The sequence below is a fragment of the Emticicia sp. W12TSBA100-4 genome (assembly GCF_040253585.1).
Classification (GTDB): domain Bacteria; phylum Bacteroidota; class Bacteroidia; order Cytophagales; family Spirosomataceae; genus Emticicia.
Genome location: NZ_JBELAU010000002.1, coordinates 290,769 through 308,002, shown reverse-complemented (window position 1 = coordinate 308,002; position 17,234 = coordinate 290,769). Strand labels below are relative to the sequence as shown.

Sequence of the window (17,234 nt, the reverse complement as noted above, 5' to 3'; positions counted from 1 at the left end):
GAGCCAACTTTGTGGTCTTTTTGTTGATATAGAGCTTCGTACAAAATTCTTAATTCATAATTCAACATTCTTAATTAAAAATTCGTACCTTTGTGCTTGATAATCAATTAGTTATTTAATTACAGCAGTGATGCTGCAAATCCAATGAGGAATTCAGACAGACCTTCAAGACCAAGAAGAGAGAGCAGTGATAAAAAGCCCTTTTCTGGCAACAAATCATTTGGCACAGACCGTGCAAATTATCCAAATCAAAGACGAGAAGATAGCAAACCTTTTGGTGAGAAACGTTCGTTTTCAAGCGACCGCCCAGCTCGACGAGAAGATAGCAAACCGTTTGGCGAAAAACGTTCGTTTTCAAGCGACCGCCCAGCCCGACGAGAAGATAGCAAGCCGTTTGGCGAAAAACGTTCATTTTCAAGCGACCGCCCAGCCCGACGAGAAGATAGCAAACCCTTTGGCGAAAAGCGTTCGTTTTCAAGCGACCGCCCAGCCCGACAAGAAGATAGCAAACCCTTTGGCGAAAAGCGTACATTTTCAAATGACCGCCCGCCACGTAGGGAAGATAGCAAACCGTTTGGTGAGAAACGTTCGTTTGCAAGCGACCGTCCAGCCCGACGTGAAGACAGTAAACCCTTTGGCGAAAAGCGTTCGTTTGCAAGCGACCGCCCAGCCCGACGTGAAGACAGTGTATCTTTTGATGAAAGACCAAAAAGATTTTCAGAAGATAAGCCCGCTCATCCTTTTAAGAAAAGAGATGATAGTGGACGTCCGACTTCAAATGACCGCAAAAATGCTTATTCAGCAGATAAGCCTCGTTTTCAGAAAAACGAACCTCATAACCGAGACTTCAAACCAAAAAATAAGTTTGAACCAAAAGAAAATCAAGCAACATCTGGGCGTATAGATGCACCCAATTATGATACCGAGCGTTTGAAAAGTAAGCTTCCCGAAAAACTTCAGAAAAAAGTTTTGAAAGAAGAAAAAGAAGCGGGCAAAGATGAGCTAATTAGGTTAAATCGCTATATTTCTAATGCAGGAGTTGCTTCTCGACGTGATGCCGATGAATTAATTGCTTCAGGGCAAATTACCGTAAATGGAAAAGAAGTCACAGAAATGGGCTATAAAGTAAAGCCCAACGATGTAGTCAAATATGGCAAGAAAATTCTGAATCGTGAAAAACTAATGTATGTTTTATTGAACAAACCAAAAGATTTTATCACGACTACAGAAGACCCAGATGAGCGTAGAACGGTGATGGATTTAGTGAAAAATGCGTGTTCCGAACGTATTTATCCAGTGGGTCGATTAGATAGAAATACAACGGGTTTATTGCTCTTGACAAACGATGGCGAAGTGGCTGAGAAGCTTTCGCACCCTTCAAACGAAGTCAAGAAAATCTACCAAGTAGAGTTAGATAAACCAATTACAACCGAAGATTTTGAGGCAATCATCAAAGGTATCGAATTGGAAGATGGTTTCATCAAACCTGATGAATTGGCTCTTGTTACGCCTGATGCTGAGGTAGTAGGTATCAAAATTCATAGCGGGAAAAACCGTATCGTACGCCGTATTTTTGAGCATTTGGGCTACGAAGTACTAAAACTCGATCGAACCACTTATGCTGGTCTTGACAAAAAAGATCTCCCACGTGGAAAATGGCGTTTCTTGACCGAAAAAGAAGTGATTCGCTTGAAATATATGTTGTAAGGTGGTAGAATCAAAGTAGAAAGACCACAAAGTGGTCAAACATGAATAGCCCAGAATACAATTCTGGGAGATAAATAAAAAATTGGATTGCGACACTGAAGGTGTCGAACATTCAAAGTCCTGTGGGAGTTTCTCACAGGACTTTGTTTTTTTAGCCATAAAATTATCTGTTTCGTGCCGAAAAAAAGCAACTTCACCAACACAAACGTATAGTTCTCGACTTATAAGCCATTTGTCTTAGACCCTTAACACAAAATTTATTATCTTTGCCGATGTTTCTAATATAACGATAAAGTAGATGATGAATTATAGTTTAAATCACGTCCCGAAACGTACAGCCAAACCTCGTGAAGCTGGTCTAACGATGGTGATGGATAAAGGTCTCAGTATCAGAGAAGTAGAAGATATGTTGTCGATTTCGGCACCACATATAGATATTGTAAAACTCGGTTGGGCAACTTCATTTGTTACGCCAAACCTAAAAGATAAAGTAAAAGTATATCAAGATGCGGGTATTCCGATTTATTTTGGCGGAACACTTTTCGAAGCATTCGTGGCTCGTGACCAATTTGAAGACTATCTACGAGTTTTAGACCAATACAAGCTCGAACACGCCGAGGTCTCTGATGGCTCCATCGAAATTTCGAGCGAAGAAAAATGCGGATACATTCGCCGTTTGGCTACTCGTGCAAAAGTGCTTTCGGAAGTAGGTTCAAAAGATGCCGAAAAGATTTTTGCTCCCTACAAATGGATTGAAATGATGCAGTCGGAGCTTGATGCAGGTGCTTGGAAAGTAATCGGTGAAGCTCGTGAAGGTGGAAATGTGGGTCTTTTCCGTAGTAGTGGTGAAGTGCGTCAGGGTTTGGTTGATGAAATCATTCATGCCATTCCTGCCGAAAAAATCATTTGGGAAGCTCCACAAAAATCACAACAAGTATATTTCGTGAAGTTGGTTGGCACAAACGTAAACCTCGGGAACATTGCTCCAAACGAAGTAATTCCACTCGAAACTATCCGTATCGGACTTCGTGGCGATACTTTCGCTCATTTCTTACCAGAAAAAACAAAAAAACGTTTCAAACTCGGCAAATACAGCGGCGATAAGCGTATCACGCAAGACGAATAAAAGTTAATTAAGAATTGAGAATGTAGAATTAAGAATTGTTGAAAATATAATCTTAATTGTTATTATGAAATATTCTATATTCTCAATTTTGTTCATTCTACATTCTTAATTCTACATTCCTAATTCTTAATTTAATAATGGAATTCATACATTTTATTTTAGACTTTTTAAAAGACCCACTAACTACGCTTCAGTGGTTTTTGGCCGAATACGATACGCTCACGTATGCTATCTTGTTTCTCATTATTTTTGTAGAAACAGGCTTTATTATCATGCCACTCTTACCAGGCGATTCGTTGCTTTTTGCGGTGGGTTTGTTGGCTTCAACCACTGGCAAACTTGATATTGCTTTCGTGATTCCGTTATTGATTATTGCCGCACTTTTGGGCGATAACGTCAATTATTTAGTCGGGAAAAACTTCAGTAATTTCATTAAATCTCGTGAAAAAATACTTTTCTTAAAGCGTGAGTACATCACAAAAACCGAAGAGTTTTACGAAAAACATGGTGGGAAAGCTGTAATTATTGCTCGTTTTATGCCAATTATTCGCACGATTGCTCCATTTGTGGCGGGTGCGGGTAGCATGAAATACGGTAAATACATCACGTTTTGCGTGTTAGGAGCAGTTTTGTGGGTAACGAGTATCACGCTTTTGGGCTACTTCTTAGGTTCAAACGAATGGGTAAAACACAATTTCGAGAAAGTTGTTTTAGGAATTGTTTTCATCTCAGTTTTACCAATGATTGTTGGAATCTTGAGAGCAAAATTTGTTAAAGCATAATGACGAAGTTTTTCTTTAAAGTTTTGATAATCAGTCTGTTCGCTATGGAAACCAATGCCCAGCAATTATCGACATCGGTCACGCAAAGCTATGCTTTCAGACTACGCCCCAATCAGGATTTAAAGAAAGAACTTCAACGATTCATTGACGAAAAACATATATCAGCCGCTTGCGTACTTACCTGCGTTGGCAGCCTGACATCAGTAAATATCAGATACGCCAACCAAGAAAAATACGAGATGCTCAAAGGGCATTTCGAGATTGTTTCCTTGGTTGGTGTTTTGTCGAAAAACGGCTCGCATATTCATATTTCGGTGAGTGATTCGACAGGAAAAACCATTGGCGGACATTTGGGCGATGAAAGTTTGATTTATACAACTGCCGAAATCGTACTCGGAATCATGCCTGATTATGATTTCGTGAGAGAACCTGACCCAACCTTTGGCTACAAAGAACTCGTAGTTCGCCGCCGAAAAAAGAAATAAACATTGACAAATTAACCCATGAACGCCTACGCCCTAATCGGATTTCCGCTCGGACACTCATTTTCAAAAAAATATTTTACCGAAAAGTTTAAACAAATGGGTCTTTCCGAAACCCACGAATACAAACTTTTTGAGCTACCCGATATTCAAGAACTTATGCAGTTATTGAATAATGAGCCGAATCTGAAAGGCTTAAACGTGACGATTCCGCACAAACAGGCGGTTATGCCTTTTTTGGATGGACTCGATGCTTCGGCCGAAAAAGTTGGAGCGGTCAATGTGATTAAATTCATGGAAGATGGTCGTCTAATTGGCTATAATTCAGACTATTACGGTTTTAAAACTTCGCTCGAAGATTTTCTGTCGGAAGTCAATATTCCATCAATCAAAGCACTTGTTTTAGGCAATGGCGGAGCAGGAAAAGCCGTTGTGGCGGCACTGAAAGATTTAGAAATTGCCTATAAAACAGTTTCTCGAACAAAATCAGATGAAAACATCGGCTACGACGAAATTCCTGCATTAATAGCTGATTATCAGTTGATTATCAACTGTTCACCCGTTGGCACTTACCCGAAATCTGACCAATGTCCAGATATTCCATACGAATCTCTGACCGAAAATCATTTTCTTTATGATTTAGTATATAATCCGCTCGAAACATTGTTTCTACAGAAGGGGAAAGAGCAAGGAGCAAAAACACATAATGGATTACCGATGCTTCATCTCCAAGCCGAAAAAGCGTGGGAGATTTGGAATTCGTGAGCGTAAGCAAATAGGGGGAAGATAAACCAAAGTTGTCATAAGAAAAACCTGGTGCAACGATTAGTCCAATAATATCATCTTGTAAATATCCGTTAAATTATAAACCACTAAACAATTTCAAAATTTTATGAAGACAGCAGTGAAATTCTTGTTTGTTATGTTATCGTTTGTTGCCAGCACAGCTTTTGCGACCAACGCAGATTTAGAGTATAAAACTGTGGAAGTTGAAGATGAGTTTGCGAAAGTAAACAAATTGGAGCAATACCTTGCTGAACACCCAGACATGACTTATGAGCAAGTAAAAAAGGCAAAACCAGAACTTTTAAAAGATGTAGATTTGATTTCTAACACTAACACTAATTTGGTACCTACAAAAGATATGCCTTTGGTTGGTGGTTTTTGGTGGGGCTGTTGCCTCGGCGTAGTTGGTTTAGCATTGGTTTACTTTATTACAGACCACGACAAAGACCAAGTACGTAAAGCATTTTGGGGCTGTGTAATCGCCACAATCATTTGGGGAATTGGTGGTTTCTGGAATCCATTTAGTTGGTAATATCCAACAAAAAAATAACGTTAACGCCACGAAGTTTTTATTAACTTTGTGGCGTTCCTGTTTTAAATACATATCATATAAAAGTTTTAACAATGAAATTCAAAAAGCACGTATTTGTTTGTACAAACGATAAAGAAGCCCCAAAGAAATGTTGTGGAAGTGAAAGAGGTATGGCCTTGGTCGATGCCTTCAAAGAGGAATTGAAAGACCGTAATTTATTGACCGAAATCAGAGCTCAAAAATCGGGTTGTTTAGATGTTTGTGCATTTGGTCCATCGGTTGTTGTATATCCTGAAGGTATTTGGTACGGAAATGTACAGCCATCAGACATTAAAGAAATCGTAGAAAGCCATTTAGTAAACGATCAGCCAGTTGAGCGTTTGCAGTTAAAATTTGCACCAAAAGCATAATTTTATGGCCTATAAACACCTTTTCTTTGACCTCGACCATACGCTTTGGGATTTTGAACGAAACTCGGCTGAATGTTTAGCTGATATTTACGAAATTTTTGATTTTAAAAGTCTGAATATTAGCACTTTAGAAGCGTTTCAGCAAGAGTTCTCAATTGTGAATAGGCGTCATTGGAGTTTGCTCGAACAAAATCTGATTACGCACGATGAACTTCGCCGTCGAAGATTCCAAGAAACGCTCGAAAATCTTGGAGTAAAAGACCTCAAAAAATCGTTTGGCTTAGAAATCAATGAATATTTTCTTGAACTGTTGCCCAAAAAAGCTCATCTAATTGAAGGTGCGGTCGAAATTCTTGACTATTTATTGCCAAAATACGAATTGCACATCATTAGTAATGGTTGGCAGGATATTCAAGTAAACAAAATGAAAAGTTCCGAAATACATCATTATTTCGGAGAAATCATTACCAACGAATTGGCTGGCACTCGCAAACCAGACCGTCGAATTTTTGATTATGCCATTGAAGTCACGAAAGCTGATTTAGCCGAAAGTTTGATGATTGGTGATAATTATGAAGCCGATATTTTGGGGGCAATCAATGCCAATATGGATACGGTTTTTTATAATCCAGACGATATTCCAACAGGTCAGAAACCAACTTTTGATATAAAGAAATTGGTCGAACTGAAAGAAATTTTGTAAAATTGTAGGACAAGCTGTAAGCTTGTCCTATTAAATTTATAAACAATGAAAATCGAATTCGACTCAATCATCCAAAAAGACGAAGAACATAACGGTTCTTACTGCGATATTCCTTTTAATGTTCTCGAAACTTTCGGCAAGAAAAGACTAAAAATTAAAGCCATCATTGATACCGTTGAATACCGTGGGCTACTCACGCCAATGGGTGGCAAGTACGGGCTTTTTATGAATAAAGAAGTGCGTGATAAAGTAGGCAAAACTTATGGCGAAAGTGTGCATGTTTCAATTGAAGAAGATACTGAACCACGAGTGGTTGAAATACCACAAGATCTGCTCGAAGCTATGTTAGCGGCTGATGTAAAAACATTTTTTGATAGTTTATCATTTACGCACCAAAAAGAATATGTTCAGTGGATTTTGGATGCTAAAAAAGAAGAAACTCGTCAAAATAGGCTTGTAAAAGCCATCGGATTGATGCAGAATAAAATTAAAGCCCGATAAACTTCAATTTTACGCAGGTGGAGATTTTTGAGTACTTCTATAATAAAAAGTGTAATTGCACAAATGTGATATAATCTGTAACGAATGGCAAATAATGTATGTAGTGCATTTTACATTGCTTGTAAAACCACCCAACAAATTATCACACTAAAAAAAACGCATTTAAACCTGAAACTTATCTAAAATGAAAATTAGCCTATTACCTATTTTTTGTCTATTTTTTGTAGCTTGCCAAACGAATAAGACTGAAACTATCCAACAAAATTCTTTGCCAATTGAAGGGACTTGGAAACTTCTTTCGGGAACTATCATCGAAAATGGAGATACGACGGTAACTTCCTACACCGAAAATGTATCGTTTATCAAAATTATCAATGACTCTCACTTTGCATTTCTGAAACACGCATTGCCCAATAATAATGATTCCACTGCTTTCGATGCTGGTGGTGGCAGCTATACTTTGCAAGACAGTACTTATACCGAACGTTTAGAATATTACAAAGAGAAGGCTTGGGAAAACAATGATTTCAAGTTTACAATAAGCATCAAAAACGATATGCTCATTCAAACAGGTATTGAGAAAATTGAAAAAGCGGGTATCAATAGATTGAATATTGAAAAATACGTTCGATTGAAAAAATAAATTCTATGCCCGATTTACAAAACTTCCTACTTTTCGCTTTAGCGGCTTTGATGCTCAATATCACGCCAGGGAATGATATGATTTTTGTTATTTCTCGAAGTCTGAGTTATGGTACAAAAGCGGGTATTTATGCTGCCTTGGGCATCGGACTGGGTTGTTTTGTACATATTTTTGCTTCGGTAGTTGGGCTTTCGGTTATTATTAAGCAATCTGAGATTTTGTTTAACATCATTCGCTACGCAGGAGCAGCGTATCTGATTTTTATCGGTATCAAGAGTTTCATGGAAAAACCTTCAACAATGATTTTTAACCAAAGTCAAAACGATAAAAATACCAATCTCAAAATTCTCCGACAAGGCACAATTACGAATGTGCTAAACCCAAAAGTTTCGTTATTTTTCTTGGCTTTTTTGCCGCAGTTTGTACGGGTGGCGTCCCACGACAATCATAGCGAAAATATCACTTCTCAAATCTTATTTTTAGGACTTTGGTTTAATTTCTCCGGAACTGTGGTAAATGTATTAATTGCACTGCTTTTCAGCAAAATCATTGCTAAACTGAGTAATTTTCAGCAATTTTGGAAGATTCAGAACAAGATTTCGGGTGCAGTTTTGGTGGCTTTAGGTTTGCAAATTGCTTTGAAAAAATAAATAAACCTACAATTCCCGATAAAGTTGTATCAATTGCCCAGCAATATTTTCGGCTGAAAATTGTTTTATATGCTCTTTCCCTTTCAAAACCAAATCATTTCGTAGCGAACCATTTGTCAAAACCTGTCGCATTTTATCAGATAAATCATTGACATCAAGTGGATTAGCATACAACGCACCTTCTCCGCCCGCTTCTTCTAAGCATGAGCCAGTAGCCGCTACCACAGGAATACCCGAATGCAAAGCCTCGACAATCGGAATACCAAAACCTTCAAAAAATGAAGGGTACACACACAAGGAAGCTCCTTGATACAAAGCAGGTAAATCGGCAGATGGTACTCCGTATAAAACCCTTGTATTTTGTGGAGAATTTTGAGCTATTTCTTCAGCATATTTCGATTTCCCGCCTACTAAAACCAATTCATAATCTTTCAAACCGAGTTGCTGAAAAGCTTCTACCAAACGCTTTTGGTTCTTTCTTTCGCTGAAAGATGAAACACAAATAATGTAGGGTTTATTGAGAGAATATTTAATTTTAATGGTAGGAATCGATTGATTATCAACCTTTTGATGAAATGACGACTGACAATCTTGATAAATAACCCGAATGCGTTCGGCTGGAATTTTATAAAACTCCATAATATCCTCTTTCGTCTGCTGACTCACTGCCACCACAGCATCGGCATTTTCGCAGGCGTATCGAAACTTCTGTTGATAAAAAAATCGGTCGATAGCAGGATAAAGCTCTGGATAACGCACAAAAATCAAATCATGAATCGTGACGACTGATTTTACCCTCGATTTTCTGATACCAAAAGGAATTTCATTACTTAAACCATGAAAAATATCAACATTATCCTTCTTCAAATCGTTATTGATTAGCCAGCTTCGCCATAAAGCCCCCCTAACCCCCGATGTGGGAGTTTTTATTGCGTATCTTTGGTTACTTGAATTCAACCAAGTTAAATCTTGAGGTTTGGGAGATTTAGTGGTATAAAGTAAGTACTCAATATCACCTAAACTCCCCCATCGGGGGTTGGGGGGCTTTAGTGCTTCAATAATAAACCTGCTATAATTTCCCAAACCAGTATGATTATTAAAAGCCCTTTTTGAATCAAATCCTATACGCATTGAACTATCTTTTGCTTAAATTTGTCAATAATTATTAATACGAATATTTTTTCCTCCCCTTTAGGGGGTGGGGGTTTTATGACTGAATACCAAATACATACTTTGCCCAACGGCATCAGAATTGCCCACCGACAAGTACCTTATACGCAGGTAGTTCATTGCGGACTAATGCTCGACATGGGTAGTCGTGACGAAAAACCCAATCAGCTTGGTCTTGCCCATTTCTGGGAACACATGGCCTTCAAAGGTACGAAAAAGCGGAAATCTTACCACATTATTAATAGATTGGAATCAGTAGGTGGCGAATTAAACGCCTACACGACCAAAGAAAAAATATGTTTTTATGCCTCGGTACTTGATGCTCACTTCGAGAAATCGGTAGAACTCTTGGCGGATATTACCTTCGATTCGGTTTTTCCTGAAAATCAACTGGAAAAAGAACGAGGTGTAATTTTGGAAGAAATGTCGATGTACCAAGATTCGCCCGAAGATGCCCTGCAAGACGATTTCGACGAAATTGTGTTTGCTAATCATCAGCTCGGAGCAAATATTTTGGGTACGCAAGAAAGCGTTAAAGGCTTCACTCGCAAGGAGTTACAAGATTTTATTGCCGAAAACATGGACACCGAGAAAATCGTGCTGTCGATTGTGGGGAATATCTCGTTTAATAAAGCAGTGAAGGTTGCCGAGAAATATTTGAAAGATATTCCTGCAAAAAAATCAGACCTACAACGTACTCCGCCGAGCGAATATACGCCTCAACAAATCACAATTCCGAAGAAAATCACACAAGCACATTGTGCGATTGGTCGGCCATCGTATGCCATGCTTGATGAGCGACGTTTACCATTTTTCATGTTGGTAAATCTTTTTGGTGGCCCAGGTATGAATTCACGCCTAAATATGACTTTGCGTGAGAAATATGGCCTCGTTTATGGCATTGATGCCACTTATTCGCCATTTACTGATACTGGTTTTCTGGGAATTTATTTCGCAACCGATAAATCGAATCTTGATAAAGCCAATGCTCTGATTTTGAAAGAAATGCAACTTTTGAAAGAGAAACCACTCGGAAAACTGCAATTACACACCGTAAAAGAGCAGTTGATGGGTCAGTTGGCGATGGCCGAAGAAAGCAATCAAAGTTTTATGCTGATGATGGCCAAAAGTATTTTGGATGTCGGGAAAGTAGAGTCGCTTGAAAGTATTTTCACTGAAATAAAAAACATCGAAGCCGCTCAGCTTCAAGAGATTACGAATGATATGTTTGACGAGTCTCAGTTGAGTTATCTTACTTTTTTGCCTGAATAGTGTAGAAAGACAATTCTGAGAATTGTGCTACAACAAGAAAGATTTATACTTTTTAAAGCATTTGAGGTCGGTTAGATGAGTATCTCACCGACTTTTTTTATTTTTGGACTCTCCGTAACAAAATCATTTCATGAAAAATATCTATTTCACTGCCGGTCCCGCTGAATTGAATCCTAAGTTTGAAGAGTTCATGCGTCAAGCCATTGACGAGCAAATTGGTTCAATTTCTCACCGAAGCGGACAATTTCGCAAGATTTATCAACATTGTGTTGAGAACTTACGTACGCTCATGAATATTCCTGCATCATCAGGTATTTTCTTCACAGGTTCGGCATCGGAAGTTTGGGAACGTATTTTATTGAATTTAGTAGAACACGAAAGTTTTCACTTAGTAAATGGCTCGTTTTCAGATAAATTCTACAAATATGCTATTGCGGCTCAAAAATTTGCTCATAAGTTTGAAAAACCAATCGGAGAAGGCTTTAGCTACGGAGAAATAGAAGTACCAGAGTATGCCGAGCTTATCTGCGTAACACAAAACGAAACCAGTACGGGCGTGCAAATGCGTGAGGCGGATATTCATAAACTCAAACGCAGCAACCAAAAACGCTTGATGGCGGTTGATATGGTTTCGTCGGCACCGATTCCAGAACTTGATTTAGATTTGATTGATACTGCCTTCTTTTCGGTGCAAAAAGCCTTTGGTTTACCTGCAGGTTTAGGTGTTTGGATTGCCAACGAAAAATGTCTTGAGAAAGCCAAACGATTAGCCAAATACGATGGTGTAACGATTGGAGCTCACCATAATTTACCTGTTTTGTGGAAAAATTATGAGACTTATGAAACTCCAGCGACACCAAACGTTTTGGGTATTTATTTGCTTGGAAAAGTGGCCGAGGAAATGAATAAAACGGGGATTGAAACTATCAGAAAAGAAACCGACGAAAAAGCAAAGAAAATCTATAAATACCTCGAAACCAGCAATTTGTGCAGCATTGCGGTGAAAAACCCAGAGCATCGCTCGAAAACCGTGGTAGTTGCTGATACTAAGAAATCTTCAAAAGGAATCATTGAAGCTTTGAAAGAAAAAAACATGATTGTTGGAAGTGGTTACGGACCAAATAAAGATACACAAATTAGAATTTCGAATTTTCCATCAAACACAATGGAGCAAATTGATACGCTCTTGACAGCTTTGAAAGCAATGGAGTAGGATTTAATTTTTGATAAATAAAAATAGCCAGTAGAAGATGTCTTTCTACTGGCTATTTTTATTTTGGCTTTTTACAAAAACTTACCGAACAAACCCTACTTTTTCACTAACTTGAGTCTGAAAACTTCTATTTAACCATCAAACTCAAACAATTATGCGATATTCTTTTTATAAGAGTATATTTCTCTACGTTTTTTTCTTTCAAAATACATTCGCTCAAACCAAAATCCGAAAAGCCGATGTCATTATTTATGGTGGAACTTCCGCTGCCATAACCGCCGCCGTGCAAGTAAAAAAGATGGGCAAATCGGTTATTATAGTGTCGCCCGATAAGCATTTAGGCGGGCTTTCATCGGGAGGTTTGGGCTTTACTGATACAGGTAACAAACAAGTCATTGGCGGACTTTCTCGTGAATTTTACCAACGACTTTACACACATTATCAAAATACGAACTCTTGGAAATGGCAAAAAAGAGAAGAATACGGTAATAAAGGGCAAGGTACGCCTGCCCTCGACGGGGCAAACCGCACCATGTGGATTTTTGAGCCACACGCCGCCGAGCAAGTTTTTGAAGATTTCGTGAAAGAAAATAAGCTCCTCGTTTATCGCAACGAATGGCTTGACCGCTCTGCTAAAGGTATTACCAAAACTTCTGGAAGTATTCGTTCTTTTCGTACTTTAAGTGGGCAAGTGTACGAAGGCAAAATGTTTATTGATGCCACTTATGAAGGCGATTTGATGGCTGCTGCTGGTGTAAGCTACCACGTTGGTCGTGAAGCCAATAGCGTTTATGGCGAAAAATGGAATGGCGTTCAGACCGAAGTTTTTCAGCATGGACACCATTTTAAAGCAAAAATAAGCCCTTATATCGTAGAAAACGACCCAAAAAGTGGACTTTTACCCGAAGTTTCAGCCGAACCAGCAGGCGAGTATGGCTCGGGCGATAATAAAATTCAAGCGTATTGTTTCAGAATGTGTTTGAGTAATCATCCCGAAAATCGAATTCCGTTTGCCAAACCCGATGGCTACGACCCCGCACGTTATGAGCTTTATGCAAGAGTTTTTGCGAGCGGTTGGCGTGAAACATTCGATAAGTTTGATGCTATTCCAAATCGCAAAACCGATACCAATAATCATGGGCCATTTAGTACTGACTATATCGGGAAAAACTACGATTATCCAGAAGCAAGTTATGAGCGACGCCAACAAATTATCAAAGAACACGAGTTATATCAAAAAGGATTGATGTATTTTTTGCAAAACGACAGCCGTGTGCCAAATGATGTGAAAGAAAAAATGCAACAATGGGGCTTGCCAAAAGATGAATTTATTGATAACGGAAATTGGCCGCACCAACTTTACATTCGTGAAGCCCGTCGTATGATAGGGAAGTTTGTAATGAAAGAAGCCGATGCTCTGGGAAAAACGGTAGTACCGAATCCAGTTGGAATGGGTTCTTATGCTTTGGACTCTCATAATGCCCAACGTTATGTAAAAACCACGGAAGGCCGCCCCGACGTCTATGTGCAGAATGAGGGCGATATTGGCGTGCATCCCGACAAACCTTATTCGATAGCTTATGAGTCAATTTTGCCCAAAGAAAATGAATGTAAAAATTTGTTAGTACCTGTCTGTGTGTCAAGTTCGCACATTGCTTATGGCTCGATTCGTATGGAACCTGTTTTTATGATTCTGGGGCAGTCGGCGGCAGTAGCGGCCGTGATGGCCATTAATGCTAAAACGATTCCGCATAAAATTCCATACTCAAAACTCAAAACCGAGCTTTTGAAAGAAAAACAAGTCTTGGAGTTATAATAACAAGTGTGTCACATCTAATTTGATTCAAAATTTAAACAAAATAGCTATCAAGATGTGCCACACTTAGCTAACGAAATGCACTAAAACGCACGATATTCGTAGGCATCAACCAAAATTTCCTTATTTACTGCCAAAATAGCGTTACCTTTGTGGACTATTTTTAGCATAAATAAGGAATTTTTGTTATCTAAATCTGATAACAAACGGCCATTTAGTTGGTCAATCAATAAAAACAAGATGACTTTCAACGAATTAAATCTCAATAAACAGCTTCTCAATGCCCTCGACGAGTTGGGTTACACTACGCCAACGACCATTCAGCAAAAAGTTTTTTCGGTGGTGATGTCGGGCAAAGATGTATGTGGAATCGCACAGACGGGTACAGGTAAAACCTTCGCTTATTTACTACCAAGTTTGCGTCAGTATCAGTTTTCAAAAGATAAAACTCCGCAAGTGCTTATCATTGTTCCAACCCGTGAGTTGGTCGTGCAGGTCGTAGAGGCTATCGAAAAACTTACGCCTTACATGAGTGTGACGACGGTAGGTGTGTATGGTGGTGTAAATATTAAATCGCAAATCTTAGAACTGAAAGAAGGTGCGGATATTTTGGTAGGCACGCCAGGACGCTTGATTGATTTGCTGACGAGTGGGTTTATCAAGACAAAATCGCTCAAGAAACTTATCATTGATGAAGTGGATGAAATGCTCAATTTAGGTTTCAGACCTCAACTCAAAAATATTCTTGATTTATTGCCAGTCAGACGTCAAAACTTGCTTTTTTCGGCCACAATTACCGATGATGTAGAGCAAATCATAGACGTATATTTCAACGAACCCATCAGAGTAGAAGCTGCACCAGCGGGTTCGCCTTTGGATAATATTTCGCAGACACTCTACCACGTTCCGAATTTCAATACAAAAGTAAATCTACTTGAACTCATTTTATCGGCAGACGAAAGCATGAGTAAAGTATTGATTTTTGCCGCAACCAAAGAACTCGCCGACCAACTTTACGATAAAATCTCGAAGAAATACGGCGAAAAAGTAGGCGTAATTCACTCTAATAAAGCTCAGAATAATCGTTTTAATACAGTAAGTGCATTTAAAGATGGTAGCTGCACGATGCTGATTGCGACCGACATCATTGCTCGTGGTATTGATATCGCTGAAGTTTCACACGTAATTAATTTTGATGTGCCAGAAGTACCAGAAAATTACGTGCATCGCATCGGTCGAACGGGCCGTGTTGATAAAAAAGGTGTTTCGATTACGTTTGTTACTGAGAAAGAAATTGAACAGTTGGAGGCTATCGAGGCCGTAATGAACTACGAAATCCCTGTACTCGAATTGCCCGAAAATCTAACCATTTCTGATAAACTCACCGAAGCAGAAATGCCACAGGTGAAAATGAAACACGTATTGGTGAAAGCTCCCAAAAAAGAGGATGTAGGGCCTGCTTTTCACGAAAAACTTGCAAAAAATCAGAAAGTAAATGTTAGGCGTGATATTAAGGCCGAAAAGTGGGCGAAATACGGAAGACCAATCAAAAAAGTTGGGCAAAAACCGAAGGGAAGAAATTGATGTTGCAGGGGCTTGTGCGTAATTCAATTATGTATATGCCCCTACAACATTTTTAAAATTTGATACTCACCCGCTTTTAAATCTTCCAAGTGAATATTGCCAATTCTGACTCGTTTCAGGCTCAAAACTTCATAATCAAGTTTATAACACATTCGTCTAATTTGCCGATTTAAGCCTTGAATCAAAGTAATTTTGAAAGTAAAATTATCTATCTGAATGAGTTTACATGGTAATGTTTTTTTGCCCATAATCACAATTCCCTCTGACATTTTCTCCAAAAAATCAGCCGTAATTAACTTATCAACCTCGACGATATAATCTTTCTCAGTCTTATTTTCATTGCGGAGGATTTTGTCATAAACTGTTCCATCATTGGTCAAAAGCAGTAAACCTTCTGATTCTTTATCAAGCCTTCCGACTGGAAAAACTTCTTCTTCAAAAGGTAAAATTGCTTTCAAATTGTCTTCAATTGCCGTATTGAGAGTTGTTTCTATGCCACGGGGTTTGTAATAGGCAATGTAAATTATTTTTTTAGCTTCCTGCAAAACTTTCCCTTCATACACAACTTCGTCGGTTTGTGTGATTTCACAGTTTGACTTCACAGCAAAGCCATTTACCAAAATTTTCCCCGAAAAAATAAGATTCAACGCCTCCTTATTTGAGACTTGCAGCCTCACGACCAATAAATATTGCAAACGATTTCGGAAAGTCATTTTTTCAATAATCAGTTTACAATTTATCTTTATTATTATTATTCATCTTGAAATTACTCTCTGATGGGAAAATCTTTATCCAAAACTCACGAGTTTCGCCACTATCAACTTTTACATTAATTTGGTCTTTGCTTTCGCTGGCAATAGTTCCGAAAACCAAATCTTGTCTCACAGGGTCTTTCGATATATTCTTATATACCAAGCGATATTCTCCATAAGCGATTTTCTTCGTAAACTGCGGTAAATGATTGTTTGTGTTGAAGCTATTTCCATAAACTGGGTGTAAGCCACTCACCGTATTTTTGCAATAGCAAACCAACTTCCCATCTTTGGTATAAAGCCAATATTCACAGAAACTATTCGCTACTCCTATGTCTTTTCCGACATTAGTTACTGGTATCATCACGATGCTGTGTGAAGGAAAACTGATTGAAATATCTGGTGAAGTGATGTCATAAAACTCAAAAATTTGTACTCCATCAGGCTTTTTCTTTACCGTATCAACTTTTATAATTACCGTGTCTTTTTTTATGATAACCGTATCTTTTTTGGGTACAATAATCGTGTCTTTGGGTACGTTTACGGTATTTCTCGGAATAGTTATTTCCTTTGAAATTGGTTCAATAAACTTTTTAGGTTGCGAACAGGCCAAAACGCACAGGCATACCATGCCTGTAAAGATTTTTTGCGATAATAATCTCACAGTGTTGCTGAGGTTTAACGGAGAAAACTCCAAAAGTGAATAATCAGACTTTTAGAGAAACGCCCGCCAACGCTCTACGCAACACTATTTGGTAGGTGTTTTGGGGTCTTGAACCAAAATTTTGCTTTTAATAATCGACGGCTTTTTGTCTTCTTTTGGCCCACGTAAGTGTATGATGAGTCCATCAAGAAAATTTCTCAGGATTTGGTCGCCACAAGGTTTAAAGTTGGGGTGTTCTTTATCTCTGAAAAAAGCACCGATTTCGGCTTTAGAGGCATTGAAATTGGCCAGTTTCAAAATCTCTACTATTTGGTCGTCACGTAGTTGCAGAGCAACACGTAGTTTCTTTAAAATATCATTGTTTGACATGCTTGACTGTTTTTGTTTTAAAAGGTTGGAAAACAATTTAATTTTCAAGCGGTTCGCCGCCCGTTCGGAATG

General features: G+C 38.6%; 20 protein-coding genes. 15 read left to right on the top strand and 5 right to left on the bottom strand.

Going from position 1 to position 17,234, the window contains the following annotated elements; translation table 11 throughout:
* The first annotated feature begins 144 nt into the window (after positions 1–144).
* The 11 genes from ABR854_RS03570 to ABR854_RS03520 all read left to right on the top strand — a co-directional run bounded on the left by ABR854_RS03570 (position 145) and on the right by ABR854_RS03520 (position 8,322).
* On the top strand, positions 145–1,707 hold the full coding sequence (locus ABR854_RS03570; protein WP_350263976.1) for a pseudouridine synthase: 1,563 nt from the start codon (positions 145–147) through the stop codon (positions 1,705–1,707).
* Between the two features lie 301 nt (positions 1,708–2,008).
* Positions 2,009–2,833, top strand: a complete 825-nt coding sequence (locus ABR854_RS03565) for a phosphosulfolactate synthase (RefSeq protein WP_350264085.1) — start codon at positions 2,009–2,011, stop codon at positions 2,831–2,833.
* Positions 2,834–2,970: 137 nt separating this feature from the next.
* Positions 2,971–3,615, top strand: a complete 645-nt coding sequence (locus tag ABR854_RS03560; protein WP_350263975.1) for a VTT domain-containing protein — start codon at positions 2,971–2,973, stop codon at positions 3,613–3,615.
* On the top strand, positions 3,615–4,100 hold the full coding sequence (locus ABR854_RS03555; RefSeq protein ID WP_350263974.1) for a PPC domain-containing DNA-binding protein: 486 nt from the start codon (positions 3,615–3,617) through the stop codon (positions 4,098–4,100). The genes ABR854_RS03560 and ABR854_RS03555 overlap by 1 nt, the downstream gene beginning before the upstream one ends.
* Before the next feature lie 18 nt (positions 4,101–4,118).
* Entirely contained in the window at positions 4,119–4,862 is a 744-nt protein-coding gene (locus ABR854_RS03550) for a shikimate dehydrogenase family protein (RefSeq protein WP_350263973.1), read from the top strand.
* Between the two features lie 127 nt (positions 4,863–4,989).
* Positions 4,990–5,415: a hypothetical protein gene (locus ABR854_RS03545; RefSeq protein WP_350263972.1), complete on the top strand. Its 426-nt coding sequence runs from the start codon at positions 4,990–4,992 to the stop codon at positions 5,413–5,415.
* Positions 5,416–5,507: 92 nt separating this feature from the next.
* Positions 5,508–5,825 carry a (2Fe-2S) ferredoxin domain-containing protein gene (locus ABR854_RS03540; protein WP_188766777.1) on the top strand — a complete coding sequence of 106 codons (318 nt, stop codon included), beginning with the start codon at positions 5,508–5,510 and terminating at the stop codon, positions 5,823–5,825.
* Positions 5,826–5,829: 4 nt separating this feature from the next.
* Positions 5,830–6,528: a YjjG family noncanonical pyrimidine nucleotidase gene (locus ABR854_RS03535; RefSeq protein WP_350263971.1), complete on the top strand. Its 699-nt coding sequence runs from the start codon at positions 5,830–5,832 to the stop codon at positions 6,526–6,528.
* Positions 6,529–6,573: 45 nt separating this feature from the next.
* The gene (locus tag ABR854_RS03530) at positions 6,574–7,029 is read left to right on the top strand and encodes a YdeI/OmpD-associated family protein (protein ID WP_350263970.1); all 456 of its coding nucleotides are present in this window, start codon (positions 6,574–6,576) and stop codon (positions 7,027–7,029) included.
* A gap of 184 nt (positions 7,030–7,213) precedes the next feature.
* The gene (locus ABR854_RS03525) at positions 7,214–7,672 is read left to right on the top strand and encodes a hypothetical protein (RefSeq protein WP_350263969.1); all 459 of its coding nucleotides are present in this window, start codon (positions 7,214–7,216) and stop codon (positions 7,670–7,672) included.
* 5 nt (positions 7,673–7,677) lie between these two features.
* A complete protein-coding gene (locus ABR854_RS03520; RefSeq protein WP_350263968.1) occupies positions 7,678–8,322 on the top strand; it encodes a LysE family translocator in 645 nt (214 codons plus the stop codon).
* Between the two features lie 6 nt (positions 8,323–8,328).
* On the opposite strand, the gene ABR854_RS03515 is transcribed toward ABR854_RS03520, so the two are convergent.
* Positions 8,329–9,453 (bottom strand): glycosyltransferase family 4 protein, encoded by a 1,125-nt coding sequence (locus tag ABR854_RS03515; RefSeq protein ID WP_350263967.1) that lies wholly within the window; start codon positions 9,451–9,453, stop codon positions 8,329–8,331.
* Between the two features lie 78 nt (positions 9,454–9,531).
* Between ABR854_RS03515 and ABR854_RS03510 the strand changes: the two genes are divergently transcribed.
* From ABR854_RS03510 to ABR854_RS03500, 3 genes are all read left to right on the top strand, one after another.
* A complete protein-coding gene (locus ABR854_RS03510; RefSeq protein ID WP_350263966.1) occupies positions 9,532–10,764 on the top strand; it encodes a M16 family metallopeptidase in 1,233 nt (410 codons plus the stop codon).
* A 130-nt stretch (positions 10,765–10,894) separates the two neighbouring features.
* Complete coding sequence (locus ABR854_RS03505) at positions 10,895–11,977, top strand: aminotransferase class V-fold PLP-dependent enzyme (RefSeq protein WP_350263965.1); 1,083 nt, start codon at positions 10,895–10,897, stop codon at positions 11,975–11,977.
* A gap of 154 nt (positions 11,978–12,131) precedes the next feature.
* Positions 12,132–13,793, top strand: a complete 1,662-nt coding sequence (locus ABR854_RS03500; RefSeq protein ID WP_350263964.1) for an FAD-dependent oxidoreductase — start codon at positions 12,132–12,134, stop codon at positions 13,791–13,793.
* A gap of 83 nt (positions 13,794–13,876) precedes the next feature.
* On the opposite strand, the gene ABR854_RS03495 is transcribed toward ABR854_RS03500, so the two are convergent.
* Complete coding sequence (locus ABR854_RS03495) at positions 13,877–14,044, bottom strand: hypothetical protein (protein ID WP_350263963.1); 168 nt, start codon at positions 14,042–14,044, stop codon at positions 13,877–13,879.
* Between ABR854_RS03495 and ABR854_RS03490 the strand changes: the two genes are divergently transcribed.
* Positions 14,034–15,377, top strand: coding sequence for a DEAD/DEAH box helicase (locus ABR854_RS03490; RefSeq protein ID WP_350263962.1), 1,344 nt, complete (start codon positions 14,034–14,036; stop codon positions 15,375–15,377). The two genes, ABR854_RS03495 and ABR854_RS03490, sit on opposite strands and share 11 nt — an antisense overlap.
* Before the next feature lie 41 nt (positions 15,378–15,418).
* Here the strand turns inward: ABR854_RS03490 and ABR854_RS03485 are convergent, their stop codons facing one another.
* From ABR854_RS03485 to ABR854_RS03475, 3 genes are all read right to left on the bottom strand, one after another.
* Positions 15,419–16,090: a pseudouridine synthase gene (locus tag ABR854_RS03485; protein WP_350263961.1), complete on the bottom strand. Its 672-nt coding sequence runs from the start codon at positions 16,088–16,090 to the stop codon at positions 15,419–15,421.
* A gap of 16 nt (positions 16,091–16,106) precedes the next feature.
* Positions 16,107–16,793, bottom strand: a complete 687-nt coding sequence (locus ABR854_RS03480) for a hypothetical protein (protein WP_350263960.1) — start codon at positions 16,791–16,793, stop codon at positions 16,107–16,109.
* Positions 16,794–16,877: 84 nt separating this feature from the next.
* The gene (locus ABR854_RS03475; RefSeq protein WP_350263959.1) at positions 16,878–17,162 is read right to left on the bottom strand and encodes a DUF1456 family protein; all 285 of its coding nucleotides are present in this window, start codon (positions 17,160–17,162) and stop codon (positions 16,878–16,880) included.
* Positions 17,163–17,234: the final 72 nt, after the last annotated feature.

Coding starts and splice junctions, on each gene's coding strand:
- ABR854_RS03560 (WP_350263975.1), top strand. CDS start 2,971: ATGGAATTCATACATTTTATTTTAGACTTTTTAAAAGACCCACTAACT.
- ABR854_RS03550 (WP_350263973.1), top strand. CDS start 4,119: ATGAACGCCTACGCCCTAATCGGATTTCCGCTCGGACACTCATTTTCA.
- ABR854_RS03565 (WP_350264085.1), top strand. CDS start 2,009: ATGAATTATAGTTTAAATCACGTCCCGAAACGTACAGCCAAACCTCGT.
- ABR854_RS03520 (WP_350263968.1), top strand. CDS start 7,678: ATGCCCGATTTACAAAACTTCCTACTTTTCGCTTTAGCGGCTTTGATG.
- ABR854_RS03510 (WP_350263966.1), top strand. CDS start 9,532: ATGACTGAATACCAAATACATACTTTGCCCAACGGCATCAGAATTGCC.
- ABR854_RS03570 (WP_350263976.1), top strand. CDS start 145: ATGAGGAATTCAGACAGACCTTCAAGACCAAGAAGAGAGAGCAGTGAT.
- ABR854_RS03515 (WP_350263967.1), bottom strand. CDS start 9,453: ATGCGTATAGGATTTGATTCAAAAAGGGCTTTTAATAATCATACTGGT.
- ABR854_RS03530 (WP_350263970.1), top strand. CDS start 6,574: ATGAAAATCGAATTCGACTCAATCATCCAAAAAGACGAAGAACATAAC.
- ABR854_RS03525 (WP_350263969.1), top strand. CDS start 7,214: ATGAAAATTAGCCTATTACCTATTTTTTGTCTATTTTTTGTAGCTTGC.
- ABR854_RS03505 (WP_350263965.1), top strand. CDS start 10,895: ATGAAAAATATCTATTTCACTGCCGGTCCCGCTGAATTGAATCCTAAG.
- ABR854_RS03485 (WP_350263961.1), bottom strand. CDS start 16,090: ATGACTTTCCGAAATCGTTTGCAATATTTATTGGTCGTGAGGCTGCAA.
- ABR854_RS03545 (WP_350263972.1), top strand. CDS start 4,990: ATGAAGACAGCAGTGAAATTCTTGTTTGTTATGTTATCGTTTGTTGCC.
- ABR854_RS03535 (WP_350263971.1), top strand. CDS start 5,830: ATGGCCTATAAACACCTTTTCTTTGACCTCGACCATACGCTTTGGGAT.
- ABR854_RS03500 (WP_350263964.1), top strand. CDS start 12,132: ATGCGATATTCTTTTTATAAGAGTATATTTCTCTACGTTTTTTTCTTT.
- ABR854_RS03540 (WP_188766777.1), top strand. CDS start 5,508: ATGAAATTCAAAAAGCACGTATTTGTTTGTACAAACGATAAAGAAGCC.
- ABR854_RS03490 (WP_350263962.1), top strand. CDS start 14,034: ATGACTTTCAACGAATTAAATCTCAATAAACAGCTTCTCAATGCCCTC.
- ABR854_RS03555 (WP_350263974.1), top strand. CDS start 3,615: ATGACGAAGTTTTTCTTTAAAGTTTTGATAATCAGTCTGTTCGCTATG.
- ABR854_RS03475 (WP_350263959.1), bottom strand. CDS start 17,162: ATGTCAAACAATGATATTTTAAAGAAACTACGTGTTGCTCTGCAACTA.